At 55.7% G+C, this 24,967-nt stretch carries 28 protein-coding genes, 1 tRNA gene and 1 pseudogene; 19 read left to right on the forward strand and 11 right to left on the reverse strand.

Annotated elements, in window-relative coordinates:
- The first annotated feature begins 29 nt into the window (after positions 1–29).
- From RGV06_RS21185 to RGV06_RS21205, 5 genes are all read left to right on the forward strand, one after another.
- On the forward strand, positions 30–503 hold the full coding sequence (locus tag RGV06_RS21185; protein WP_037032642.1) for a hypothetical protein: 474 nt from the start codon (positions 30–32) through the stop codon (positions 501–503).
- Between the two features lie 153 nt (positions 504–656).
- Complete coding sequence (locus RGV06_RS21190; protein WP_019827423.1) at positions 657–911, forward strand: YkgJ family cysteine cluster protein; 255 nt, start codon at positions 657–659, stop codon at positions 909–911.
- Positions 912–958: 47 nt separating this feature from the next.
- The gene (locus RGV06_RS21195) at positions 959–1,567 is read left to right on the forward strand and encodes an START domain-containing protein (protein WP_019827424.1); all 609 of its coding nucleotides are present in this window, start codon (positions 959–961) and stop codon (positions 1,565–1,567) included.
- A gap of 265 nt (positions 1,568–1,832) precedes the next feature.
- On the forward strand, positions 1,833–2,174 hold the full coding sequence (locus tag RGV06_RS21200; RefSeq protein WP_019827425.1) for a ribonuclease E inhibitor RraB: 342 nt from the start codon (positions 1,833–1,835) through the stop codon (positions 2,172–2,174).
- A 643-nt stretch (positions 2,175–2,817) separates the two neighbouring features.
- Positions 2,818–3,540 carry an amidotransferase gene (locus RGV06_RS21205; protein WP_322151204.1) on the forward strand — a complete coding sequence of 241 codons (723 nt, stop codon included), beginning with the start codon at positions 2,818–2,820 and terminating at the stop codon, positions 3,538–3,540.
- Positions 3,541–3,657: 117 nt separating this feature from the next.
- Here the strand turns inward: RGV06_RS21205 and RGV06_RS21210 are convergent, their stop codons facing one another.
- The 3 genes and pseudogenes from RGV06_RS21210 to RGV06_RS21220 form a co-directional block, all read right to left on the reverse strand.
- Positions 3,658–4,629: a magnesium and cobalt transport protein CorA gene (locus tag RGV06_RS21210; RefSeq protein ID WP_019827427.1), complete on the reverse strand. Its 972-nt coding sequence runs from the start codon at positions 4,627–4,629 to the stop codon at positions 3,658–3,660.
- Positions 4,630–4,712: 83 nt separating this feature from the next.
- Positions 4,713–5,494: pseudogene (locus RGV06_RS21215) on the reverse strand (lysophospholipid acyltransferase family protein).
- Positions 5,495–5,713: 219 nt separating this feature from the next.
- On the reverse strand, positions 5,714–6,403 hold the full coding sequence (locus RGV06_RS21220) for a crotonase/enoyl-CoA hydratase family protein (protein WP_019827429.1): 690 nt from the start codon (positions 6,401–6,403) through the stop codon (positions 5,714–5,716).
- Positions 6,404–6,710: 307 nt separating this feature from the next.
- Here RGV06_RS21220 and RGV06_RS21225 point away from each other — a divergent pair.
- From RGV06_RS21225 to RGV06_RS21250, 6 genes are all read left to right on the forward strand, one after another.
- Positions 6,711–6,800 (forward strand) — tRNA-Ser (locus tag RGV06_RS21225).
- A 175-nt stretch (positions 6,801–6,975) separates the two neighbouring features.
- Positions 6,976–7,494: a hypothetical protein gene (locus tag RGV06_RS21230; protein ID WP_019827430.1), complete on the forward strand. Its 519-nt coding sequence runs from the start codon at positions 6,976–6,978 to the stop codon at positions 7,492–7,494.
- A 362-nt stretch (positions 7,495–7,856) separates the two neighbouring features.
- Complete coding sequence (locus RGV06_RS21235) at positions 7,857–9,032, forward strand: acyl-CoA dehydrogenase family protein (RefSeq protein WP_322151208.1); 1,176 nt, start codon at positions 7,857–7,859, stop codon at positions 9,030–9,032.
- A 2-nt stretch (positions 9,033–9,034) separates the two neighbouring features.
- Positions 9,035–9,310 carry a MoaD/ThiS family protein gene (locus tag RGV06_RS21240; protein ID WP_019827432.1) on the forward strand — a complete coding sequence of 92 codons (276 nt, stop codon included), beginning with the start codon at positions 9,035–9,037 and terminating at the stop codon, positions 9,308–9,310.
- 4 nt (positions 9,311–9,314) lie between these two features.
- Positions 9,315–10,148 carry a hypothetical protein gene (locus RGV06_RS21245; RefSeq protein WP_322151210.1) on the forward strand — a complete coding sequence of 278 codons (834 nt, stop codon included), beginning with the start codon at positions 9,315–9,317 and terminating at the stop codon, positions 10,146–10,148.
- 64 nt (positions 10,149–10,212) lie between these two features.
- Positions 10,213–11,424 (forward strand): ThiF family adenylyltransferase, encoded by a 1,212-nt coding sequence (locus RGV06_RS21250; RefSeq protein WP_322151212.1) that lies wholly within the window; start codon positions 10,213–10,215, stop codon positions 11,422–11,424.
- A gap of 102 nt (positions 11,425–11,526) precedes the next feature.
- Here the strand turns inward: RGV06_RS21250 and RGV06_RS21255 are convergent, their stop codons facing one another.
- Complete coding sequence (locus tag RGV06_RS21255; protein ID WP_046809643.1) at positions 11,527–11,862, reverse strand: hypothetical protein; 336 nt, start codon at positions 11,860–11,862, stop codon at positions 11,527–11,529.
- A 210-nt stretch (positions 11,863–12,072) separates the two neighbouring features.
- Between RGV06_RS21255 and RGV06_RS21260 the strand changes: the two genes are divergently transcribed.
- The gene (locus tag RGV06_RS21260; protein WP_046809644.1) at positions 12,073–12,591 is read left to right on the forward strand and encodes a DUF4142 domain-containing protein; all 519 of its coding nucleotides are present in this window, start codon (positions 12,073–12,075) and stop codon (positions 12,589–12,591) included.
- A 62-nt stretch (positions 12,592–12,653) separates the two neighbouring features.
- On the opposite strand, the gene RGV06_RS21265 is transcribed toward RGV06_RS21260, so the two are convergent.
- From RGV06_RS21265 to RGV06_RS21275, 3 genes are all read right to left on the reverse strand, one after another.
- The gene (locus RGV06_RS21265) at positions 12,654–12,950 is read right to left on the reverse strand and encodes a DUF6388 family protein (protein ID WP_019827437.1); all 297 of its coding nucleotides are present in this window, start codon (positions 12,948–12,950) and stop codon (positions 12,654–12,656) included.
- Between the two features lie 106 nt (positions 12,951–13,056).
- Positions 13,057–14,259 (reverse strand): MFS transporter, encoded by a 1,203-nt coding sequence (locus tag RGV06_RS21270; RefSeq protein WP_019827438.1) that lies wholly within the window; start codon positions 14,257–14,259, stop codon positions 13,057–13,059.
- Between the two features lie 147 nt (positions 14,260–14,406).
- A complete protein-coding gene (locus tag RGV06_RS21275; RefSeq protein WP_019827439.1) occupies positions 14,407–14,724 on the reverse strand; it encodes a DUF883 family protein in 318 nt (105 codons plus the stop codon).
- Between the two features lie 178 nt (positions 14,725–14,902).
- Here RGV06_RS21275 and RGV06_RS21280 point away from each other — a divergent pair, with 178 nt between their 5' ends.
- Complete coding sequence (locus tag RGV06_RS21280) at positions 14,903–15,157, forward strand: hypothetical protein (protein ID WP_016779998.1); 255 nt, start codon at positions 14,903–14,905, stop codon at positions 15,155–15,157.
- Positions 15,158–15,187: 30 nt separating this feature from the next.
- On the opposite strand, the gene RGV06_RS21285 is transcribed toward RGV06_RS21280, so the two are convergent.
- On the reverse strand, positions 15,188–15,670 hold the full coding sequence (locus tag RGV06_RS21285) for a GreA/GreB family elongation factor (protein WP_046809645.1): 483 nt from the start codon (positions 15,668–15,670) through the stop codon (positions 15,188–15,190).
- Positions 15,671–15,794: 124 nt separating this feature from the next.
- Between RGV06_RS21285 and earP the strand changes: the two genes are divergently transcribed.
- The 3 genes from earP (at position 15,795) to RGV06_RS21300 (ending at position 18,438) form a co-directional block, all read left to right on the forward strand.
- Positions 15,795–16,928, forward strand: coding sequence for an elongation factor P maturation arginine rhamnosyltransferase EarP (gene earP / locus RGV06_RS21290; RefSeq protein ID WP_322151219.1), 1,134 nt, complete (start codon positions 15,795–15,797; stop codon positions 16,926–16,928).
- A gap of 49 nt (positions 16,929–16,977) precedes the next feature.
- A complete protein-coding gene (locus tag RGV06_RS21295) occupies positions 16,978–17,550 on the forward strand; it encodes an elongation factor P (protein WP_016780001.1) in 573 nt (190 codons plus the stop codon).
- Between the two features lie 135 nt (positions 17,551–17,685).
- Positions 17,686–18,438, forward strand: coding sequence for a sulfite exporter TauE/SafE family protein (locus RGV06_RS21300; protein WP_322151222.1), 753 nt, complete (start codon positions 17,686–17,688; stop codon positions 18,436–18,438).
- Here the strand turns inward: RGV06_RS21300 and RGV06_RS21305 are convergent.
- Entirely contained in the window at positions 18,428–19,285 is an 858-nt protein-coding gene (locus RGV06_RS21305) for a LysR substrate-binding domain-containing protein (RefSeq protein ID WP_019827443.1), read from the reverse strand. The genes RGV06_RS21300 and RGV06_RS21305 overlap by 11 nt on opposite strands.
- 96 nt (positions 19,286–19,381) lie before the next feature.
- Here RGV06_RS21305 and RGV06_RS21310 point away from each other — a divergent pair, with 96 nt between their 5' ends.
- On the forward strand, positions 19,382–19,561 hold the full coding sequence (locus tag RGV06_RS21310) for a DUF1127 domain-containing protein (RefSeq protein ID WP_019827444.1): 180 nt from the start codon (positions 19,382–19,384) through the stop codon (positions 19,559–19,561).
- Positions 19,562–19,696: 135 nt separating this feature from the next.
- Here RGV06_RS21310 and RGV06_RS21315 read toward each other — a convergent pair whose 3' ends face one another.
- The gene (locus tag RGV06_RS21315; RefSeq protein WP_019827445.1) at positions 19,697–21,043 is read right to left on the reverse strand and encodes a class II 3-deoxy-7-phosphoheptulonate synthase; all 1,347 of its coding nucleotides are present in this window, start codon (positions 21,041–21,043) and stop codon (positions 19,697–19,699) included.
- 159 nt (positions 21,044–21,202) lie between these two features.
- Here RGV06_RS21315 and RGV06_RS21320 point away from each other — a divergent pair, with 159 nt between their 5' ends.
- Together RGV06_RS21320 and RGV06_RS21325 are read left to right on the forward strand one after the other, a co-directional pair.
- Positions 21,203–21,958 carry a spermidine synthase gene (locus RGV06_RS21320; RefSeq protein WP_019827446.1) on the forward strand — a complete coding sequence of 252 codons (756 nt, stop codon included), beginning with the start codon at positions 21,203–21,205 and terminating at the stop codon, positions 21,956–21,958.
- A gap of 370 nt (positions 21,959–22,328) precedes the next feature.
- On the forward strand, positions 22,329–24,002 hold the full coding sequence (locus tag RGV06_RS21325) for a DEAD/DEAH box helicase (protein ID WP_019827447.1): 1,674 nt from the start codon (positions 22,329–22,331) through the stop codon (positions 24,000–24,002).
- Between the two features lie 99 nt (positions 24,003–24,101).
- On the opposite strand, the gene RGV06_RS21330 is transcribed toward RGV06_RS21325, so the two are convergent.
- The gene (locus RGV06_RS21330; protein ID WP_019827448.1) at positions 24,102–24,869 is read right to left on the reverse strand and encodes a DODA-type extradiol aromatic ring-opening family dioxygenase; all 768 of its coding nucleotides are present in this window, start codon (positions 24,867–24,869) and stop codon (positions 24,102–24,104) included.
- Between the last annotated feature and the right edge of the window lie 98 nt (positions 24,870–24,967).

A 24,967-nucleotide genomic window follows, 5' to 3' on the forward strand; every position in this document is an offset into this window, starting at 1 on the left:
GCACCTGAATCGTTAAAACTGTGGGAGTTATGAGAGCGACATATTGTGTTGGCCTTTTATTGGTGGGCGTGTTGAGTACGCTCAATACTGTGGTTGCGACAGCGGCCCCGGTACAACCGCTGTCAACCTCCAGTGAGGCGCAATCTGTCCACTCGCCTGCCAAGCCTGCTGCCAGTGTGAAAAAGGCACCGGTCAAAAAGCGTGCTCCCATTGCATCCAAATCCAAGTCGGCCCATGAAATCGCCAAGAAGCGTTTACCTGCGGCGAACCTCGATTTGCGCTTGCCTCCCGAGATGGTCAAGCAACTGCATCCTTTGGGCACTATTCCTATGCCTGCTCACAAACCCCTGCTGCCGAATATGTTTGGCGAGAAGCCCGCCGAAGAGAGCCCTTTTCAGCTCAACGGGCGCTTGCTCAGCAATGAGATGAACCTGCAATTGCGCAACGAAGCCCGTCACAACGAAATCGAAGGCGCTGCGCTGGATTTCGAATTCAAGCAATAAGTGCCGAGTGCTCAAAAACAGGCTTCTAAACTGACTATTCAGTCACTGTCATTTATCAGCACATTCTGCTGAACGGTCAATTTCAAACACCTGTTCCAGCGAGTACTATCCCTTGTCATCAACACACTTTGCCCCGAATGAGGTGCTAACGTCATGAATTGCCGTGAAGGCTGTGGCGCTTGCTGCATTGCCCCTTCCATCAGTACACCGCTGCCGGGCATGCCCAACGGCAAGCCGGCCGGGGAACGCTGCCTGCATCTTTCAGTCGACTACTTGTGTGGTTTGTTCGGCCAGCCGCAACGCCCTGCAGTCTGTGGCGAGTTCAAGGCCGACATCGAGGTGTGCGGCACTGACCGGGAAGAAGCCATTAACCTGATCGGTTGGTGGGAGCAGATGACCGCGGCATAGTGCGTTTATGACCAGTGAACAGACCTTCAACAATAAGGAATAAGACAATGGGTTCGTTGCATCGAGTGGCATTGGTATGTGGTTTGAGTGTTTTGCTGGTGGGCGTGGCCCAGGCCGAAGACTGGAAAGTCGCCAAGGATCAGGACGGCATCAAGGTGTCGCTGAGTGAAGTCGCCGGCTCCCAGTACAAGGCTTACCAGGGGGTAACGACCATCAAGGCGCCGCTGGCCAAGGTCAGCAAATTGCAGGAAGACGTGGCGGGCGCTTGCGCCTGGATTCATGAATGCCAATCGCAAAAATTGCTCAAGCACGAAGGCGATCAGAGCTGGACCTACACCCAGTTCAAAACACCCTGGCCGGTCACCCCGCGTGATTCGGTGCTGCTGGTGACCACTGCCCAAGGTGCGGACGGCAGTTTGACCCGCACCCTGAAAGGCGTGCCGACCTACCTCCCGGAAGAAAAGGGCTTTGTGCGGGTTGCTCAGGTCAATGGTTTCTGGAAGCTGGTGCCTAAAGGCGACAACTTGACCGAGGTGACGTACCAGGTGCATACCGAGCCTGGCGGCAGCGTGCCTTCCTGGCTGGCCAACAAGTTTGTGGTCGATGCCCCGTTCAATACCCTCAAGGGGCTTAAAGAGCGCGCTGAAAAGCCATAACGCTTAACCGGGCATGCCTGGTCCTGGACAGCGCATCTGTCCAGGCGCCGGGTGCAGGTTTCAGTGGTACGCATAAAACCTGTTGAAATTCATGGATTACCCCCTTGGCAGACGCGGCACCGTGGAGCTACTCTGCATCCAGACCAGCGAAGTAATCGACTGGCTCTGATCTTGTTCGCTACATGCTTATTACTCCCCTTGTCACGGCATACCTGCTGCCGATAGGGGAGCGCTGAATGTCTATCCATTGCGAGGAGGACGTTTCATGAGCACAGCCCATCAAGAAGACCTCAGCAGCTATGTGCTGCGCCGCATGAAAGAAGGCGGTTTTGATTTTTCACGCATCCACCCAATCGAGTTTTACGCGATCTTCCCGGACGAGGAGCGTGCGCGCAGAGCTGCAGGCAAATTTTGTGGTGAATCCCTGAACGCACAAATCAATGTACGTGATGACGGGGCGTGGTACCTGGAACTCAGTAAAGTGATGTACGCCACCTATGGTGGCATCGGTGATTTCGAGCAGGACTTTGAAGCTGTCGTGGTGCCGCTAGGTGGCATTATTGAAGGTTGGGGTGTTAAGCAGGAGGTGCGCGGCCTGTTGAATTGATATGAGTTCGATCGGTTAGCGGCCGGCCTCAGGGCTGGCCGTTCTTGTTTTTGCGCCAGGCAATTAAAGCCCCCGCAACGTATAGCGGACGAAGACGCGCAGGAGGTGCGCGTCTTCGGTATTTGGGCGAGTCTTTAGCCGATGACCTTGGTCAAGTTCGGCAAGATCAGCAGCAAGGTGGTAGCAAAGAGGATGAGTCCGGCCTGACGTACTTTCGTATGTTTAAACATGGCTATCTGCCTTTTTTTGTTATTCCTGAACGACAATGCCCGCGACAAGATCACTACGCCTTGAATACAAAGCGGCCTTGGCGACAGGCTTAACCTTAGAGCCCCCATAAGATATGGCTTAGAACCCTTTCACATCATTCAAGTGCAGTAGGTTTCTAAAACGCTATTAGGTTTGTCGGGCTCGCCCTGTCAGCCCGTTGCTAGACGCAATGGGCTCTTTGACCGTCAATTTTCTTAGCGCCCTACCGTTCGTCCGGGAGCTTTGTACAGTCACGTTTTACCCTGCATAAGCCTGCAGCCTTCAGGCTCAAGGGATGACCACTACGTTCAGTACTTGCCATGAATTACTCTTTCAAGGCAGGCTCTATGGAGCTCCCATCACTACTTTCGCCTTTATCGTGCCAGGTACTTTTATGTCGCTACGCATCTGCATTCTGGAAACCGACATTCTGCGTCCAGAGTTTGTTGATCAATATCAGGGCTACGGGCAAATGTTCGTGCGCCTGTTCTCCACGCAGCCTATCGCGGCACACTTCAGTGTTTTTAACGTGATGCACGGCGAGTACCCGTCTGAGGACCAGGTCTTTGATGCTTATCTGGTAACCGGCAGCAAAGCTGACTCGTTTGGCACCGATCCATGGATCCAGCCCCTGAAAACCTATTTGCTGACCCGCTACGAACGTGGCGACAAGTTGATCGGCGTGTGTTTTGGTCATCAATTGCTGGCGCTTCTGCTGGGCGGTAAGAGCGAGCGCGCTACGCAGGGCTGGGGCGTCGGAACCCATCAGTACAAATTGGCCGCCAAGGCACCGTGGATGAGCCCTGTGGTTGAAGAGTTGACACTGTTGATCAGTCACCAGGACCAGGTGACGGCCTTGCCGGAGAACGCCACGGTAATAGCCTCCAGCGATTTCTGTCCGTATGCCGCTTATCATATCAACGACCAGGTGCTGTGCTTCCAGGGGCATCCCGAGTTTATCCACGACTATTCACGCGCCCTGCTTGACCTTCGCCAAGAGCATTTGGGCGAACAGATCTACAGCTCCGGCATCGCCAGCCTGGATCAAGACCATCATGGGCGCACGGTTGCCGAGTGGATGATGCGTTTTGTTTCACACAAGCCGCAAACCGCCTGACTCCCGGTTTTGCTTTTATGGGGAGGCGGGCTGGCTCGCGAAGGTTTCTACTCGGTAAGTGATGCACCGAATTGTTTGAATCGCGAGCAAGCCAGCTCTCCCAAGGAGCGGTGCAGGTTACAGCCAGCCAGAGCGCTTGAAGCTCGCCCACAGGCCGGTAACGCCTAGCGCAATAAACCCCAGGACCCCGAAGTAGCCGTAATGCCAGGTCAGTTCAGGCATGTTCTGGAAGTTCATCCCGTAAATGCCCGCCACGGCAGTGGGGAAGGCCAAAATGGCCGCCCAGGCTGCGAATTTACGCTGCACGATGCTCTGGCGTGAGGACTCCAGCAACACGACGATCTCAATCGTCTGAGTGGCGATGTCGCGCAGGTTGGCGAGGTCTTCCATCTGACGGGTGACGTGAATCTGCACGTCGCGAAAATACGGGCGCATATTCTTGTCGATAAAGGGAAACGTCAGACGCTGCAACTCTTCGCTGATTTCCACCATGGGCGCCACATAACGGCGCAGTCGCAGCACGTCGCGGCGCAGGCCATGCAAGTGCACGATGTCAGCCTCATTGAGGGCATTGCCCATGATGCTTTGTTCAAGTTGTTCGATTTCGGCGTGGATGGCCTGGCTGACGGGTTGATAGCTCTCCGTCACGAAGTCGAGCAGGGCGTACAGGACAAAGTCTTCGCCATGCTCCAGCAGTAGCGGGCGCGCCTCGCAGCGCTGGCGCACGGACTTGTACGAGGCCGAATGGCCATTACGACTGGTGATGATGTAGCCGTTGCCGGCAAAAATATGGGTTTCGACAAACTCCAGTTGGCCTTCGTGGCGAATGGGCGAATAGATCACGATAAACAGTGCATCGCCGAAGGTTTCGAGTTTGGGCCGGCTGTGTTGCTCAAGAGCGTCTTCGATGGCCAGTTCATGCAGATTGAACTGGCGCTGCAGGTTGCTCAGCTCTTGCGCGTCGGGTTGCTCCAGACCAATCCAGACGAAGTGGCCGGGCTTTTTGGCCCACTCAATCCCTTCGTCCAGAGTGATATTGGTGACTTTCTTGCCTGCGCTGTAAACCGCAGCAGCAACAACTCTCCCCATAGTTCTAATCGCTTCTTCTTCAAAGGGTTATGGCACGAAGATGCAGCTTAGCGTGCAATCCACCACTTTGAGTCTACAAACGTTCAGAGGTTCGGGTTGGACGCCGTAGTGTTGCCCCCCGCCACGGGTGGCAAGTGACGGTTTTTCTGGCTCAGCAACTCTCGGTCCATGGCTTCGATGCATTCGCGCATTTGCTTGTGGCACTGCTCCATCAGCTGCGGGATGTCATCCAGAGTCAGGCCGGCAGTCGGGATTGCGGGCAAGGAGCGGATCAGGATATCGGCACTGTGCCAGCGGTTGAGCTTCAGGTGCTGGCTATAGGTGCTCACACACACCGGCACAATCGGCACGCCGGCAGTAATTGCCATCTGGAAGGCGCCTTTTTTGAACGGCAGCAGGGTTTTGCCAAAATTGCGCGTACCTTCCGCAAAGACCCAGATAGACGTGTCTTTCTCTTGCAGGGTGCGAGTGGTAGTCAGCATCGATTTGCGAGCTTTCTGCGCGTTACCCCGATCAATCAGCACGTTGCCCGCCAACCAGAACAACTGGCCGAACAAGGGCACCCATTTCAGGCTTTTTTACCGATGCAGACGGTGCGGTGCGGCACTACGTTGCCGAACACAAACAGGTCGTAGTTGGATTGATGGTTGGCAATGACCACGCAGCTTTGTGGCTTGTCCATCAGCGGCCCAACTTCGGTCTTGAGCTTGTAGCCCAGGATCCATCTGGATGGCCAGGCATACAGGCGCGCGCACAGGCGACTGTTGTCCGGGTTGAAAGGACGGCATAAGCCCAGCAGTACACCCAGTACCCCTGCGATCATAAAATGCAGACACATCAACAACATACGTATCGAAAGTAGCATTTACAGGCTCGCGAAAACAAAAGTCGGCGCAGTGTACGGATGTGCACTGTATTCAGCAATTACCCCGATACAACTAGGAGATGACTGAAGTTTAAGCAGTTGTTTCAACGAGCGTGTGGAGGGGCGGGCTAGAGATGTTGACGAAGATATGGCTAAAGGCCGGTGGAGGGGGAATCCCGACCGCAGGCGGCGATCGGGACCGGTTTTCAGGGGAGAAGGTTAGAGCGGGTGGAGCTGATCTTCTTCGATGGCCTTTTCCAGCGTTTCCAGCAGCGCTTTGCGCACCTTCAGTTTGGTGTTTTTGTGAGCCTTCATATTGATCTTCTTTAGCTGACGGGCCGCTTCCAGAGCCGCAGCCTGCAATTCTTCAGGCTTGACCACCTTGTCGAGGAAGCCTGCGTCTACTGCGGTATGCGGGTTAAACATTTCGCCATTGATGACCGAGCGATGGAATGCCGATTTGCGCAGCCGGTCGCGGGCCAGCTCAATGCCGGCGTGGTGCATGGTCATGCCGATCTGCACTTCGTTCAGGCCGATGGTGAACGGACCTTCGACGCCGATACGGTAGTCCACCGACAACAGCAGGAATGCGCCCTTTGCCACCGCATGACCCGGGCACGCGATAACCACCGGGAACGGGTGGGCCAGCATGCGGCGAGCCAGGGTCGACCCCTGCCTGACCAGTTCAATGGCTTGCTCGGGGCTGGCCGTCATTACTTTCAAGTCATAACCGCCGGAGAGAATGCCTGGTTGCCCGGTAATAATGACCACGGCCCGATCCTGCTCTGCGCGGTCCAGGGCGGTATTAAACGCACTGATCACATCCGGGGAAATAGCATTGACCTTGCCATTGCTCAAGGTCAGCGTGGCGATACCGTCTTCCAGGTGATAGGCAATCAAGTCACTCATGGCGCAATTCCTTGTAATGAAGTGGGGCAGACGTTACCCAGCCCCACGGCGCAGGTAAAGGGCTATGACTGACCGGTGAGTCATGGGATTGGCTTGCGCCTTCTATATAGAAGGCGCTGGCGCGGCGATTGCGGCTGAACGCGCAAAGCGTCAGGACCGGGATTTGGCAGAAACACCCGCGAAAGGCATGCCCCCCAAAACGACTATTTTCGTAAGCACATGAAAATTCTGAAAAAACATTTGTCATATCGAAAGCTTTCGACTACATTAGCGCGCCTCGACAGACAGAACTTGTTTGAAGAGATACGGTGAAGTGTCCGAGTGGCTTAAGGAGCACGCCTGGAAAGTGTGTATACAAGAAATTGTATCGAGAGTTCGAATCTCTCCTTCACCGCCACATTAAGTAAACACAAACCCCTGATTTTCCTAGAGAAAGTCGGGGGTTTGTGGTTTCTGGCGTCTGGAAAAAGGCGATATGGGAACAATATGGGAACAATATGGGAGCACGACCGCTGAACTGCCCGTATTCTGCTTGAAGGCTCTTCTTCGAACTCAAATGGATTTAGATGATTATGAAAGTGCTCCCCCTTGGTGTGCTGGTGTTGCTGACTGCAGGTTGCGTCCAGGTCCAGCAGTACACGCCCCCTCCCGGTGTACCCCAGGCACAGATCCGCAGCGAAATGGACGCCTTGAGCAATTATCGAAACTACCTGACCCTGACCGAAGCTCCGATTGTGGGCTGCAAGTACGGCAGAACCGTGTCGGTTAAGCCAGGTCGGCAATTGTTCGCCGTGCGGGACAAAACATCCCGGCCAGCAGGCTTTATCCCGGTTGAAGCGGCAAAACCCATCCATTTGGTAGTGGATGGTGCAGCTAATGCCGGGCGTAGATGCAAGATCGAATTCGTCAGCGAGTTCGCCCCGGCTGCCCGTTATGTCATTAAGGGAGGCATTGTCGAGAGCCCCGAGACTTACGATTCGTGCCAGGTCAAAATCTTTAATGAGGACACCGGAGCGCCTTTGTTGATGCTCGAGCCGTCAACACTCAAGAACGACTGTGTTCTGGACAAATTGCCGTTTACGGCGCGTTGATTGTTGCAGTAAGGACGTGTATTAGCTGGCAAGCGGCGTGAGGCTGCGTCGGTCGACGCAGTCGTCGCACAATGTGCTGCTATAAGGCGCCCGCTAAATCCTAATGGCTGGATGTGTGATCGCCGTGTTAGCGGGGCACGGTAATGATGCCAACAGTCTCATCTTTAATAGTGAACGTTATCGGTAACTTAGAAGAGTATGAGTGGTGTCATATTTAACGGAGCGGGTTTATTTGCGCTAAAGCGCCTTGCATGTTTTTAGTTCTGACCTAATATCTGTTCGCACTAAGCAGCGCGACACGATTCCAGGACCGGTTTTCTGTCGCGCCTGCTTTCCAATTGTTTGACGTAGAAGGAACTACGATGAATGTTGACTGGCAAGGTGCGGGTGATATTCAGGCTATTTTCGGCACACTGATCGACAAGGAGCTTAATTGCACCGTCGAAGAACGTGACCGTCTCTCTATTCCTATTTCCAACGCGCTGATAGAAAAGTTTGCACGACTGGGGTTGTATAAATACAACTTGCCGGCCGTGTGGGGCGGTCAGGAAGTTGGTTATGCTCAGTGGGGCCGTGTGCTGGAAAAGCTCGGGTATTTATCCACGGACTTATCGTTTCCATTTTTGATATCCGTGAGGATGTCATTTATTTCTTTTTTAATTGCGGTGGGACGGGAGGATGTAAATAACGAATACCTGGTTCACCTGATTGAGGGTAAAACAGGTGGTGCATTTGCTTATACAGAAGATGCCGATGCTTTTTCTTTTGTCTCCCGTGCCGTTCCCGCTGCGGACGGTAAAACCTATACGGTTAATGCCGTGAAGAAAATCGTTACCGGCGGTGAGACGGCGAATTATTTTTTGCTGTTTGTCCATGGTGATACCGCGGACATGCAAGTGTTTCTTGTGCACGCCGACGATCCGGGTGTTGTGGTGACACCGAGCGTGATGCATGGCTGTCGTTCAACAGGGATTGCCTGTTTGACATTGACAGATGTGCGCCTGGATAAACACCGCTTGTTGCTGGCCACGGACGGCCTGAGTTTTGCGCAGCGTTATTTCCTTAATTGCAGGCGCTCATTGCAAACCACCTTGTTTTTAGGGCGCGCCCGCGCCGTGATTGAAACCACCGTGGCGTATTTGCAAAACACTGTGCGTTACGATCAGCAGTTGATCGATATGCAGCATGTTCAGGCCTGTATCGGTGAAATGTATATGGCGCTTGAGTCATCCCGCACCTTGGTCCATTACTCACTGGAGCGTCAGGTCAGGCAAGAGTCTGACGTGTACTGGGATGCAGTGGCTTCAATGGCCAAGTATCAGGCGGTGAAGGATGTGAACAAAATCGCCCTCCAGGCCCTGAACCTGACGGGTGGTTGGGGCTATACCGAAAGCAGCGGTATCGGCCGGGCGCACCGTGACTTTACGGCCCTGGTGGCAGGGGCCGATCCGCAGGAAAAGCTCAAGGTTGATATGGGGATTCGGATGGTGCACGACCTGGACATGATGTCCCGGCGTTCTTCAAAAAAGGAGAGTTGAACATGAAGATCAAGTTGTCAGGCAATTTGGCACGTTTTGTTAACTACAAAAAAGAGTTGCAACTGGAGGGTGATGGTATTCAGACCGTGGGCGATGCGCTGCACGCGTTGGTGGTGAGTTATCCGGTATTGAAGGACATTATTTTTGATAAGGATCGCAACGTTAAAAAAGGCTATTTGATTTCTTTGAATGGCGAAAAAGTTGACGCGGCAGCTCAGGTAAGTAAAGGCGGTGAGGGTGACTGTATTGATATTTTCACTGCGATAGCCGGGGGTTGATGCTATGCAAGCCAGAACAATAAAAGTTTCCCATCCGGTAGAGTCCATGCTGTTTGGACCTTTCCAGTTTCATGCCCATTCGCTGATGTTGCTGAGTTTCAGTTCGATGTGGTCCTGGGGCAGTACCTACCTGTCAGTTTCCTTTCCGGGGATGATCAAGGAGTATCATCAGGGCATGGTGGCTGTGGGTGCCGAAGTTGAATATGTCGAACCTTTTGAAATGTTCTCGGCCGATGAATTTTCGGTGTCGGTCGATGAGTTCAAGGTGCGCCAGGGCAACTCTGTGTTTCAAGTGCTGCACCTGATTCGTGCCCAGGGTATTGTGGTTGCCAGGGTCAAGGTTCGCTGGAAACTGCTGGAACTGGATGGTGATGAAGCACTGTCCGCAACCCCGGGGGTTATTAGGCCCGCTTTTTTGCAAAAATTTCTTCCCGAAGAAGTTGATCCTTCACGGGTTGAACGGCCTTTGCTGGCACAACTGGAAAGCTTGAAAGAGCATGGGCAACTCTGTGCGGAGTTTGAACATGACTTCACCCTGTTCCGACATCGCTGTGAAGTGGCTGATCAATGGGCGTTCTTTGAGTTGCCTACACTGGCCTCGGAAAGCAGGGAGTCATTAATAGACTCCCTGCAGGAAGACCCAGGTGAACTTGCCAGTTCACTGGGCTTGGCCCTGAATAATATTTACATGGAATGGCGTTGCCCTTTTTATCTTTTGGAAAAGGGCCGTGTAAAAACCCAGGCTTATCGGCTGCAGGACAAACTGTATTTTGCACATCATGTTTTCAACCTGACGCGCGCCAATACATTGGCAGCGATCGTAATTGAAGCGTTTTAAATGCGAATCAGGTTTTTTGCCTGTCTCGTCAACCCGATCCTGAAAAAGTGAAGGGAGCAACATCATGAGCAGGGAGGCTAATGCGATCGAGTATGACCAGCTTACCGCGGGTGAAATGGGGATGTATTCCCGTCACTTGCTGATCCCCGCGATCGGCGTCAAAGGTCAGCTGGCATTGAAAAATGCCAGCGTACTAATGATTGGAGCGGGCGGTCTGGGGTGTCCGGCGCTGCTTTATCTGGCGGCTGCCGGGGTGGGGCGGCTGGGAATTATCGATGCCGACCAGATCAATGTGTCCAATGTGCACCGCCAGGTGCTGTTTCGTATCACTGATAAAGGTCAGAACAAGGCCGATGTCGCCAAGCGGCGTTTGCAAAAACTCAATCCTTACATCGAGATCGAAACCTGGATCGAGCGCTTTAACCTCGACAATGCCCAGGCGCTTGTGGCCGATTACGACATCATTGTCGATGGCACTGACAACTTTACCGCCAAGTACTTGATCAACGATGCCTGTGTCTATGGCGGCAAGCCGCTGGTGTATGGCGCCATCATGCAGTTCGAGGGGCATGTCACGGTGTTCAACGCGCTGGATGAGCAAGGCCGTCGTGGCGCCAATTATCGTGATCTCTACGATGGTCCGCCTGACGCCGCGTTGGCGCCCAACTGCGCAGAAGCCGGGGTGCTGGGGGTTCTGCCCGGCATGATTGGCTGCTTTCAGGCCAATGAAGTGATCAAGCTGATTACCGGGATCGGGCGGCCGCTGATCAACCGCCTGATGGTCTACGACGCCCTTGAGGCCACGAGCCGGGAGATCGGATTTTCGCCTGTCGCCGATAACCCCCTCAGGGACCCCCTACGCCCGCCAGTGCTGGAAGAAATGGCACAAGTCTGTAGCGCGCCAGGCGTCACCGATGACTTTATGCTGAGCATTGATGACTTTGCCGCGCTGATCAGTGAAACGTCGATCCATCTGATTGATGTGCGTGAGGGGCATGAGCGCGAACAGGTATCGATCGGTGGCGAACATGTACCGTTGGGGCGGGTGGGCGAGTGGGCAGCACAGTGCCTGGACGACAGGCCGATCGTGATTTACTGCCAGTCGGGTGTCCGCAGCCAGAAGGCGGCGAGAATCCTCGCGCAGCAAGCGCTCAGGTCACCGATTTTCAGCTTGAAAGGCGGCTTGAGTGCGTTTTTGGGCGCAGATAGCTATGCGCAGATGATGGCTGAACTGGTGTTCTGTGAATGTCCCATGAGCCATCAGGCTCTCGTGTAAAAACACTGTGGGTCAGGCTTGTTTGCGATGCAGATGAAGTGGTTTGTCTTGCATTCAGTCGCAAGCAAGCCTGCTCTCACAGGGTCGCCGTTAGCGCGATGATCAGGTAGACGGGTTATTGATATCCAGCGCCTTGGAGATAGCTTGCTCTGCCTCGACGAATGCAGGTGTCCTGCCAGCGTCTGCATAAATGTCTTCACCTTCTTCAACCCTGATGACCTCATTACCTTTCACGTAGGGCATGGCCTCTTCCGCTTGCATGAGCGCACTGTGGATCAGGCCTCGGGTGATGCTGGCCTCATCCAGCCCGTAGGCTTGCGCGAAGGCCTTGATTTTGACCAGGTCATGTTTGTGCAGCTCAAGGGTGTATTCAACCCGCTCACTTGATTCCTGAGACCTGGATTCCCAGTTGTTGAGCATGTCCCTGAAGACGTCCATAAAGCTTCTCCTGTTTGACGGCAGTGTTTGCGGACAGTATGGCTCACGGTTCACTGACATGATGGCAAGTCCAGCACAGATCGTTTATCTGCCAGGGCTGATAGCCTGAAGTGCCACCCGTCAGAAAAAACGGTATTTATCTAAACCTTTGCCGCCACGTGCCTTCAGATCAAGTGCAGGGAATAAACCTGCCTTTTTTTGGAGGACGTTATGAAAACCCTGATTGGCCCTAAACGCTTTGTGGCAGGTTGTGCCTTGGTCTATTCCCTGATCGCGGCCGCCACAGCAGTCGCAGCCAGTCCGGCAGACTTTGTGGATGAGGCCCATGCAGCAGGGATTGCCCAGATAGAAACCAGCCGTATGGCGATCAGTAAAACCTCTTCAACGGACGTAGAAAGCTACGCCGTGGAGGTGATCAAGGACTACACCAACGCCAACCGTGATTTGAAGGACATTGCCAGCAAGCAGGACTTACAGGTTGCCAACGACGAGTTGGTCCTCGACAAAGCCAAAAAGCTGATGCTGCAGGTGCAAGAAGGGGATTCATTCGACGCGGCCTATGCGGCCAGTCAGGTGAAAACCCATGAAGAGGTCATTGAGCTGTTCAAGCAGCAATCCAGCAGCTCTGATTCGCCCGAGTTGCAGGCGCTGGCCGAGAAGTATTTGCCCAAGCTCGAAATGCATCTGGTGATGGCCAGGAAGCTGATGGATGCCCATCACAAATCCTGATGTCCTGAATTAAAAACGCCCGGTGAGTGATTCGCCGGGCGTTGCGTGTGCTGCGGACGGGGTCAGACGGCGATTTCGTTGAAACCGCAGTACTCTTCCCAACTCATGTCCAGTGCCTCGGCGACTTCATGATGCACTTCAAGGCGCATGCTCTTGAGTTCTTCGGGGGAGCGAGCGATCAGTTCCAGCGCCAGTTCCCAGGCTTCCAGGCCGCGACTTTCGGCTTCATCTTCAAAGGCCCATAGAATCTGTTGCTGGCGGTCCTCTGCGCTCAGATCTTTCATTTCTTCGATCAGTTCAGGGTGCGCCTTGATAAAAGTATCCAGGGCCAGTTCGTTACGGGATTCTTTAGGGATCATATGGCGTCTCGGATCGTTAGGACCGCCTGCGTGGGCAGGCTGTCGTCAGGGCGTTTTCTCGCATGCTAGCGAGTTAGCATTACGATGAAAAGCGCCATATAGCCGGTTAGCCTACGGTTTGTATCTTGCTTTCCCGTTGCAGGCTGTACCCCCAGACCGCCAGCGCCAGCGTTGCGACTACCGAGCCGACCACCACGATTCCGTCCCAGCCATATACCGGATAGGTCTGCGCGCCCACCAGAGAGCCCAGTGCGCCACCGATGAAATAGCAGGTGATGTAACCAGCGTTCAGTCGGTTTCGGGCGGCGGGACGTACTTTGAACACTGCATTCTGGTTACTGACATGTACCAGTTGCACAGCGAAATCCAGAGCCAGTACGCCGATCAGCAAGGCGATCAATGAGTGACCGGCAAATGCCATGGGCAGCCAGCACGCCAGCAGGACCAGCAGGCCGACGGTAGTGGCCTGCTGACCTTTGCCGTGATCGGCCATGCGCCCGGCCCAGTTTGCCGCCACTGCACCGACGGCGCCCGCCAGGCCAAACAGACCGATGACTGCGTCCGAGTAGCTATAGGGCGGCACTGCCAGCAGAAAGGCCAACGGTGTCCAGAATAGGGCAAACAACGAGAAGGTCAGCAGGCCCAGCAGCGCGCGCAGGCGCAGTATCGGCTCCTCGACAAACAGGGTGAATACCGAGCCCAGCAGTTTTGGGTAGCTCAGACCGGCGCTCTGATGATGGTTGGGAAGGGCGCAAAACAAGGAGATGGCACTGACCAGCATCAACGCGGCAGCCACCAGATAAATGGTTCGCCAGTCACCGGCCGACGACAGTGCACCGGCCACGGTGCGCGCGAGCAATATCCCCAGCAGCAAACCGCTCATCAGCGTCCCCACCACTCGGCCTCGGCTTAGCGGGTCGGTCAGGCTGGCCGCCATTGGCACCAGTACTTGTGCCGACACGGAAAACAGCCCGGTTATCGCCGTGCCCACTAGAAGCCACGTCAGTGAAGGTGAAAAGGCGCTGAGTAAAAGGCCCAGTGCGCTGAGCACGGTCATGGTCACGATCAGTCGACGTTGCTCGAACAGGTCGCCCAGCGGTACCAACAGCAACAGGCCAGCGCCGTAGCTCAGTTGCGCGGTAATCACCACGGTGCCGGCGCTGCTCATGCTCAAACCCAGTTCCTGGGCGATGGTGTGCAGTAAGGGCTGTGCGTAATAGTTGCTGGCGACAGCCAGGCCGGTGGCGGTGGCCATCAGCAGGATCAGGGCAGTGCTCAAGGGTTTGGTGGCAGTTATAGAAGCGGACATTGACTGTCTCGTAGGCATGGGGAATGCGCAGAAGTATCAGAACGCCGGCGTCGAATGTCACTGAATATGTCGACGATTTTAATTTATAAACGACAAAGCCCCTGGCCATGACGACCAGGGGCTTTGCTTGAAGCCGTATTGCCTGACTTAGTTGCGACGCCCCAGCAGCAAGCCCACTACCAGTCCGAAGCCGGCCGAGATGGCCACTGTTTGCCACGGATGGCCACCGATGTAGTTTTCAGTGGCATCGACCACAGGCTTGGTACGTTCACGCACGTTGGTGACCGAGTCCAGTGCTTGCTTGAGCTTCAAGCTGACCTGAGCACGCAGGGTTTCACCTTCTTCGCCGACCAGGGACACGCTCTCCTTGAGCAGCTTTTCAGATTCGGCAATCAGTTCTTGAAGCTCGCTGAACGCTTGATCCTTGATTTGATCTTCAGCTTGTACGGCATTTTTTCGAGCCATTGCGGTACTCCTTGCAGTTGAAAAGGGTGATGAGTAATGGAGTCAACCCAATGCTAAAAAGTTGCATCTGTTTTGAGCCTGGTGTTGTTCTGACCTGACAGAGTAGTCAAAAACCAGACGGAGACACTTCTTTGTAGGGTGTAAGATGTCACCTAAATTTACGCCGCAGGAAATTCTCATGAGCTTCAACCTCGCCAACAAGCCTCTCGCTGAGCGTGCTGCGCTTGAAGATGAAAAATCCCGTTTGTATGACCTTTGGCAGAGCAATCTGGGTAAGGCTAAAGGGGATGCGGCGCGTTTGTTCGGTGAGCGCGCCAAGCGCAAGGGCAAGTGGGCTGAGTGGGTGCGTTCGGAACTGGACGCCATGTCGCCACCTGAGTACGCCAACATGGTGCGCAGTGAAGTCAATCGCATGATGGCCGCTGCCAAATAAACTTTACGCAAAACCTGTGTGAGCGGGCGTTCAGTGAATCTCGCAGACGGTGAACGTTTGCACCGCGCCCGCCACATTGATCTGCACCTCATCATCCAGCTGCTTGCCCAGCAAAGCGGCCCCCAGAGGTGATCTAGGGGTGATGACGGTCACGGTGCGCCCGTCATGGTTGAGTTTGAGGCCTGCGGCGTCCGGGGCCAGGAATAGCCACTGTCCGCTGCCGTTTTCGGCCTCCAGATTGACCAGTGCCCCGATTTGAATGCCCTGCGCCGCGCTGTGCGCAGTCAGGGGCATGCCCCGGCAGTTTTTCAGCGCCTGGCGAATTTCTTCAACCCGGCGCGCCTGACCTGTGGCCAGGTACGATGCTTCAAGCCCTAACGTGTCGTACTTGTTCTCGGCGATGTTTTCCGCATGGGTCGCCGCTTCATAGGCGGTTTGCGCTGCGCGCTGGAGCACGTCGAGGTCGATGTCGAGCTTTTCCAGCATCAGCAGGTGCACAGCGGTCTTGTTCATGGTCGCAGCTTGATAGTGACGAAGGTCGATTGTCGCACGAGTGCCGCGCAGATTAATCCGCCTTAAAGCTTCTGTACGCGTTGAATTATGCGGACAATCAGCCCTTTGAATGTTGGAGCCCGGAATGAAAGCCTCCTGGGATATTTTTTGCAGTGTGGTCGATAACTACGGCGACATTGGTGTGACCTGGCGTTTGGCGCGCCAATTGGTGGCCGATCATCAGCAGGGTGTACGCCTGTGGGTCGATGATTTGCGGGCATTTGTGCCGCTGTGCCCCGAGGCGGATGTCGACGCGGCGCGCCAATGGCATCAGGGAGTCGAAGTGTGCCAGTGGCCGCAGCCGTGGCAGTCCGTAGACGTCGCTGACGTGGTGCTCGAAGCTTTCGCCTGCAAACTGCCTGAAGGTTATGTGCAGGCGATGAAGGCCCGCGAAACGCCAGCGCTGTGGATCAACCTTGAGTACCTGAGTGCCGAAGACTGGGTCAGTGGTTGCCACGGATTGCCGTCCCTGCGTCCAGATGGCTTGAAACGGATGTTCTTCTTTCCAGGGTTCGATGCGGGCACCGGTGGCCTGCTGCGCGAAGCGGACTTGCTGCAGCGTCGTCGAGCCTTTGAGCAGGACCCTCAAGCCAAACAGGCATTTTTGCGGGGGCTGGGGGTTTATCCGGCAAGCCACGCACGCCTGATTTCTCTGTTCGCTTATGAAAATACCGGGCTGGCCAGCTGGTTGGACGCCCTGGCCACTGGCAGCGTTGCGACGCATCTGTTGGTGCCCCAGGGGCGGATCATGGGCGATCTGCTGCGCTGGCTTGGCATGGATCAGTTGGGGATGGGTGATGTGCAGCAGTGTGGGGCCTTGACCGTCCAGGCGTTACCGTTCGTCCGCCAAGAGGATTACGACCACCTGTTATGGAGTTGTGATTTCAATGCGGTGCGCGGCGAGGACTCATTTGTGCGGGCGCAATGGGCGGGTCGACCGCTGCTTTGGCATATCTACGAGCAGGAAGAGGACGCCCACTGGGTCAAGCTCAATGCGTTTTTGGCGTTGTATGTCAAAGACCTTACGCCGGGCGCCGCCCAGGCATTTACCGGGTTGTGGCACGCCTGGAATGGTGGTTGCGATATGGCTCAAAGCTGGAATTTGCTGCTAGAACACTGGCCCGAGATCACGGCACATGCCGAGCAGTGGTGTCTGGAACAGTCATTGCAGGCCGATCTTGCGCAAGCGCTAGTACTGTTTTATAGAAATTGGATATGATACTCGGCCTAGATTTTTGTAAATCTCATTCCAAATTCGGATACTCGCAATGAAAACTGGTAAAGAGCTTAAACCCGGTACAGTCATCAAGCTCGAAAACGACCCTTGGTTGGTTCAGAAAGCTGAATTCACCAAGTCCGGTCGTAACAGCGCAATCATGAAGACCAAGCTGAAAAACCTGCTGACTGGCTACAAGACTGAAATCGTATACAGCGCTGACGACAAGCTCGAAGACGTGATCCTGGATCGCAAAGAAGCGACCCTGTCCTTCATCAGCGGCGACACCTACACGTTCATGGACACCACTGACTACACCATGTACGAGCTGAACGCTGAAGACATCGAAGCCGTTCTGCCATTCGTTGAAGAAGGCATGACCGACGTTTGCGAAGCCATCTTCTTCGAAGATCGTCTGGTTTCCGTAGAGCTGCCGACCACCATCGTGCGTCAGGTTGACTACACCGAAGGTTCCGCTCGCGGCGACACTTCGGGCAAGGTGATGAAGCCTGCCAAACTGAAAAACGGTACCGAGCTGAGCGTTGCAGATTTCGTTGAAATCGGCGACTGGATCGAGATCGATACCCGTGACGGTGGTTCCTACAAGGGCCGCGCCAAGGTTTAAACCTTGCGTTAACCGCACAATAAAAAAGCCCGGTCATATGGTCGGGCTTTTTTTTGCCTGTCAAAAAGCCTCGGTTTAGAGCTTTGCCCGGCGTAGGGGACTGGTTAGCATGGGCGATCATAAAGAGGGGCTGTAATGCTGATTGATTTTGCAATGTACACAGCGCTGGGGCTCGCCCTGGGTGCACTGGGCGGGTTGTTCGGGATTGGCGGCGGCTTGATCGCGATCCCTGTGTTGGGATTATGGTTCGGGCTGGATCAGCAATTGGCGCAAGGCACTGCGCTGGTCATGGCGGTCCCCAATGTGTTTCTCGCTTTGTACCGGTATCACCAGCGCAACAAAATCGATCTGCGTCAGGCTGTGCCATTGGTGGTGATGAGTTTTTGTTTTGCCTGGTTGGGGGCAATGCTCGCGGTAGGTGTGGACCCGAGCAGCATACGCTGGGGCTTCATCGGCTTTTTGCTGGCGATTACCCTTTACAACCTGATCAAACTGTATCGCTCGCCTGCTCAACCGACTGCAGGCGCCCGCTACGGTTGGCCCTGGTATGGCGCGCTGGGCGCCCTGGCGGGCACCACGGGCGGGCTGTTCGGTGTCGGCGGGGCCGTTGTGGCGGCCCCCGTGCTGACCAGTGTGTTTGGCACTACTCAAGTGGTGGCTCAGGGCCTGTCGCTGGCCCTTGCTGCGCCCAGCACTGCGGTTACGTTGCTGACGTACGCGGTGCATGACGAGGTCAACTGGGTCATGGGTGTGCCGCTGGCCATCGGCGGACTGTTGAGCATCAGTTGGGGGGTCAAGGTCGCCCACGCCATGCCGGAGCGGATATTGCGTGGCCTGTACTGCGCCTTTTTGTTGCTGTGTGCGGGCTTGCTGGCGATTAAAGCTTAAAGCCTTCGACGATGTACTCGGCAAAGCATTCAATGATGGGCGACGACACACTGTTGGGTTTGCGTAGCAGCACAATACTGGCGGAGGGCAGCACGGGCAGGTTCTCTGCTTCGCCAATAATGCGCAGGTCGGGCGTCAGCAGGCTTTGCAACTGGGCGGTCACCGCCAGCCCGGTGCTCACCACGGCATTGATGGCGGCCAGGCTGGCGCTGGTGTAGGCAACCCGATACTCGCGTTGCTGGATATCCAGCGCATTGCAGGCCCAGGTCCGGCAAAAACAGTCGGTATTGAACATTGCCAGTGGCAAGGGCGTTTGTTCGTGGGGCGAGAAGCCCTGGGCCACCATCCACACGAAACGCTCCTGACGCAGGATCTGGCCCATCTCGGTGCCAGGTTTGCGGGTCACGATGGTCAGGTCCAGGTCATTGCGCTGCAAAAGTTGCGATGACGGTTCACAGTGCACTTCGACATTGATCAGCGGGTAGTCCTGAGCAAAACGCGACAGCACGCCAGGCAAAAATCGCATCACGTAATCATCAGGCGAGCCGATTTTGACGGTGCCCACCATTTGCGGCTGACGCAGTGTGTTGAACACTTCGCTGTGCAGCTTGAGGATGCGTCGTGCGTAACCGAGCAGCACGTGGCCCTCGGGGGTAAGGCTTACGTTGCGCCCTTCGCGCTGAAACAGCGCGCACTGAAGTACGTCCTCTTCCAGTCGCTTCATCTGCATGCTGACCGCTGACTGGGTGCGGTTGACCACTTCGGCGGCACGGGTGAAACCACCATGATCGGCGATCGCGGCAAAGGTGCGCAGCAGGTCAGTGTCGATACTGGGGAATTCGGCCATTGATCAATCTCGCAGATGTATCGCATAAGAAACATTCGTTGGATTGATCTTAAGCCCGGGCCGAGACTTGAGCCATACCCCAGGAGGGCTCAAGTGATGAAAGGTCGAAAAAGTGTGATGTGGTTTGCCCGTATATCCCGCTGGTATCAACTGTCGCGGGAAAGGGCGAATCTGAGGCAGATCAGTGATGCGGCGCTCAAGGATCTTGGGCTGAGCAGGGCGGATATCGAGATCGAAAGCCATCGGGCTTTTTGGGACGATCCGTTCAACAAGTGAGACGGACTCACCTCAACCGACCTGTGGGAGCGGGCTTGCTCGCGATGGCATCAACCCGCTTTGTCTTGAGGCACCGGGGTGTCTGCATCGCGAGCAAGCCCGCTCCCACAAGAGTTTCATCCGCAAGGTGGTGGATCAGCGTTTAACTTGCTTTAGCGTCTCGGCAATTAAAAACGCCAGCTCCAGGGACTGATCGGCGTTCATGCGCGGGTCGCAGTGGGTGTGGTAGCGGTCCGACAAGCCATCCTCGGTAATCGGGTTGGCGCCGCCGATACACTCGGTGACGTTCTGGCCGGTCATCTCGATGTGAATCCCGCCGGCGTAGCTGCCTTCAGCCTCGTGAACCTGGAAGAACTGCTTCACCTCGCCAAGAATCTGCGCAAAGTCACGGGTTTTGTAGCCGCTGCTGGCCTTGATGGTGTTGCCGTGCATCGGGTCGCAGCTCCACAGCACCTGCTTGCCTTCGCCTTCTACGGCGCGGATCAGCTGCGGCAGGTGATCGCCCACCTTGTCGGCACCCATGCGCACGATCAGGTTAAGACGGCCAGGGTCGTTGTCCGGGTTGAGGATGTCGATCAGGCGGATCAGGTCTTCGTTGTTCATGCTTGGGCCGACCTTGACCCCGATCGGGTTGTTGACCCCGCGCAGAAACTCGACATGGGCGCCGTCCAGCTGACGGGTGCGGTCGCCGATCCACAGCATGTGCGCGGAGCAATCGTAGTAATCGTTGGTCAGGCTATCGCGGCGCACGAAGGCTTCTTCGTAGTTCAGCAGCAGGGCCTCGTGGGCGGTAAAGAAGCTGGTTTCGCGCAGTTGTGGCGAGCTGTCCATACCGCAGGCACGCATAAAGGCAAGCGTTTCGTCGATCCGGTCAGCCAGTTGGCTGTATTTTTCAGCCAGCGCCGAGTTGGCGATAAAGTCCAGATTCCACTTGTGTACCTGATGCAGGTCGGCAAAACCGCCCTGGGCAAAGGCGCGCAGCAGGTTCAGGGTGGCGGTGGACTGGTGATAGGACTGCAACAAACGCTCTGGATCGGGTACCCGGCTTTTTTCATCGAAGCCGATGCCGTTGACGATGTCGCCGCGATAGGCCGGTAGCGTGACGCCGTTGATGGTTTCGTCGTTGGCCGAGCGCGGTTTGGCGAATTGCCCGGCCATGCGTCCAACCTTTACCACCGGGCAGCCTGCCGCGAAGGTCATGACAATGGCCATTTGCAGCAGGACTTTGAAGGTGTCGCGAATCTTGGCTGCCGAAAACTCCGCAAAACTCTCAGCGCAATCTCCACCCTGTAGCAGAAACGCCCTACCTTGAGTGACTTCAGCAAACTGTCGGCGCAATTCGCGGGCCTCGCCGGCAAATACCAGTGGCGGGTAACTCGCCAGGCTTTGCTCGACGCGTAACAGATGTGCGGCGTCAGGGTAGTGAGGTTGTTGTTGAGCCGGCAGGGCGCGCCAGCTGTCAGGTGTCCAGATTTGGCTCATCGCAGACTCTAGTGTTTGTAGGAGATGACTCATGTTAGCAGCAAATTAGTGCGTGACCTGTTGCGCCGCAATGGCCGACAATTGCGCCTTTGCGCTCGACATCGAGTGGTTGTTTTCTACAGCGTTGCGGGTGATGCCGGGGCGCGGCAAGGAGAGGAAATGTCTGAGGAGCGCGTAGAGCGTCTGCTCGCTGAAGTCCATGATGATTTCGGCATGATTCGAGTGCTGGAGGTGGCTGACTATCGCTTCCTCGAATTTGGCGATGCGATCGAGCAAAGTTGCGTGTTCACTGCGGATCCCAGCTGGCTGGAGTATGACTACACCCGCGCCATGCTGATTGGTGCGCTGTGCCATGAGGCCCCCGAGAGCGCGCTGTTCCTGGGCCTTGGCGCCGGCACCCTGACCCAGGCCTGCCTCAAGTTCTTGCCTCTAGAAGATGTTGAAGCCATCGAACTGCGCCCGGATGTGCCGCGCCTGGCCATCGAGTACCTGGGATTGGACGATGACCCTCGGTTGTATATCCGCATTGGCGATGCGATCGAACTGCTGGACAGTGCCGAGCCGGCGGACCTGATTTTCGTCGACCTTTATAACGATCTGGGGCCTGCAGCCGGTCACCTGGCGTGGACATTCCTGGAGAACTGCCAAAAGAAGCTCGCTCCCAATGGCTGGCTCATCATCAATCAGTGGGCCACCGATGATGGCAAGCCCCTGGGGGCTGCCTTGTTGCGCGGCTTGTATCACCGGCACTACTGGGAGCTGCCCGTCAAAGAGGGCAATGTCATTCTGATGGTCCCTGCTGATCTTGATCAGGATCTGGATATCGACGCCTTGACCGCCCGGGCGCAGGCTCTGGCACCGCGTTTGGGCTACTCGCTTGAGTCACTGATCAAGGCCGTTCGCCCTGCAACCTGATGCTCACGGATGAAACGTTTTAGCGTTTGCCCCAAGGTGGTCAGGCGTTAAACGTTTTTTTGAGGACGAAAATATCGTTAAAGCCCGGTCTATAGAGGGGTACAGACGATTGCATCCCAAAAAAACGCTTCTTTTTTTTGATAAATCCGGTATAGTGCGCGCCGGCCTTTAGCCGGGCCACGTTTAGGTGTCGCATTTCCCGAAGCACGCTTCGGCTGCTCGTCCGTTTCGCGGACAACCCTGAACGCTCCATTCATTTAACGTTTTCGCAAATCCCCGCCGACAAAGCAGCCAGGGCGACTCTTGAGTCTTACACGGCATGCGCAGCTTTGGAGCATGGGTCTTTGCGGATGCACTTAGAGGCAGACCCATGACCCAGGAAACCGGCGGCTTCGCCGCTTTTAATCTTAATCCGAACATTCTTGCAGCTGTCATCGCGACTGGCTACGAAGAACCTTCGGCTATTCAGCATCAATCGATCCCGATCATTATGGCCGGTCACGACATGATTGGTCAGGCGCAAACCGGTACGGGTAAAACCGCCGCGTTCGCACTGCCGATCCTGCACCGCATCGATCCTGCTAAGCGCGAGCCGCAAGCCCTGATCCTGGCGCCAACCCGTGAGTTGGCGCTGCAAGTAGCAACCGCTTTCGAAACCTACGCCAAGCAAATGCCTGGTGTTACCGTTGTGGCCGTTTACGGCGGCGCCCCTATGGGTCCACAACTGAAAGCAATCCGTAATGGCGCACAGATCGTTGTCGCCACTCCGGGCCGTCTGTGCGACCACTTGCGTCGTGACGAAAAAGTTCTGTCGACCGTGAACCACCTGGTTCTGGACGAAGCTGACGAAATGTTGAAACTGGGTTTCATGGACGATCTTGAAGTTATCTTCAAGGCTCTTCCTCCAACCCGTCAGACCGTGTTGTTCTCGGCAACCTTGCCGCAGTCTATCCGTGCCATTGCTGAGCGCCATTTGCGCGATCCGCAACACGTGAAGATTCAGACCAAGACTCAGACCGTTACCGCGATCGAACAGGCTCACCTGTTGGTTCACGCTGACCAGAAGACCTCGGCTGTATTGAGCCTGCTGGAAGTTGAAGATTTCGACGCCCTGATCATGTTCGTACGCACCAAGCAAGCGACCCTGGATCTGGCCAGTGCCCTTGAAGCCAAAGGCTACAAAGCTGCTGCGCTGAACGGTGACATTGCTCAGAACCAGCGTGAGCGCGTAATCGACTCCCTCAAGGATGGCCGTCTGGACATCGTTGTTGCGACCGACGTTGCTGCTCGTGGTCTTGATGTTCCACGTATCACTCACGTGTTCAACGTTGACATGCCTTACGATCCAGAGTCCTACGTTCACCGTATCGGCCGTACTGGCCGTGCAGGTCGCGAAGGTCGCGCACTGCTGCTGGTAACTCCTCGTGAGCGCCGCATGCTGCAAGTGATCGAGCGTGTAACCGGTCAAAAGGTTGCTGAAGTCCGCCTGCCGGATGCTCAAGCTGTTCTCGATGCCCGCATCAAGAAGTTGACCAACAGCCTGACGCCTCTGGTTGCTGACGCTGAATCGACTCACGGTGATCTGCTGGATCGCCTGATTGCCGATATCGGTTGCAGCCCACGTGCTCTGGCCGCTGCTCTGCTGCGCAAAGCAACCAATGGTCAGGCTCTGACTTTGGCTGCCATCGAACGTGACCGTCCACTGGTTCCTAACAGTGCACCGCGTGAGCGTTCATCCGAGCGTTCGGGTGACCGTCCTGATCGTGGTGATCGTGAGCGTCGTGCTCCGGTTCCATTGGCCGAAGGCCGTGCTCGTTGCCGTACCGCTCTGGGTGCGCGTGATGGTATCGCCGCCAAGAACCTGCTGGGCGCTATCCTCAATGAGGGTGGCCTGGCACGTGAAGCAATCGGTCGCATCCAGGTGCGTGACAGCTTCAGCCTGGTAGAGCTGCCGGAAGTGGGTCTGGAAAGTTTGCTGGCCAAACTGAAAGACACCCGCGTTGCTGGCAAGCAGCTTAAGCTGCGTCGCTATCGCGAAGATTAATCACCGCTTGCTGTGATTGATCGCTAAAAAAATCCCCGACTGGTTCGGGGATTTTTTTTGTCCGTGATTTGTAGTCGCTGCCGAGGAATGGGCCCGGATTCAACCAAATCTATAGATATCCATCCCCAGAGCACCCAGTGTCCAGCCCTGATGGGCAATGCTGAACGGGCCACCTGCGCCTCGGGCGAAGTACAGTGGCAGCAGATGTTCATCGCTGGGATGGTTTTTGGCTGCGTAGGGCGCCAGTGTTCGGTAGTCGTGCAGCGCCGATTCGTCGTCACTGGCCAGGGTTTGGATCATCCAGTCGCGGAACTCCCTGGCCCAGGGCTCGATGCTTTCAGGGCCCGCGTGCCAGTCCAGTTCGTGCAGATTGTGGGTGATGCTGCCCGAGCCGATGATCAGGATTCCTTCATTTCTCAAGGTGCCCAGGGCGCGTCCTATCTCGGTCTGGGCTTTCGGGCCCAATTGGCTGGGCAGTGAAACCTGCACCACAGGAATATCGGCTGCCGGGTACATCAATGACAGTGGCACCCAGGCACCGTGGTCAAAAGGGCGGTTGGCGTCCAGCCGGGCCGGTAAGCCTTTGTCTGCAAGCAGTTGAACAATGCGGGCGGCCAGCGCCGGATCCCCGGGGGCAGGGTATTGCACGGCAAACAATGCAGGCGCAAAACCACCGAAGTCGTGCCAGGTTTCTGGTGCTGGATGGCTCGCGACCCTGAGGTCTGGGCTTTCCCAATGCGCGGAAACCAGCACGATGGCTTTCGGGCGGGGCAGTTCGTTGGCCAGACGTGTGAGCGCCGGGCCACTGGCGCCCGGTTCCAGTGCTAGCATTGGCGAGCCGTGGGAGATGAACAGGCTGGGAAGCATTAAAAACATCCTCAAGGTTAAGATGCCTCATCTTCATCCTGATCATTGATCTAAATCCAATATAAGTTTTAGTGCTTATCTATCGAATTTAAAGGTGA

This window comes from Pseudomonas sp. CCI3.1 (genome assembly GCF_034313985.1).
Classification (GTDB): Bacteria; Pseudomonadota; Gammaproteobacteria; order Pseudomonadales; family Pseudomonadaceae; genus Aquipseudomonas; species Aquipseudomonas psychrophila.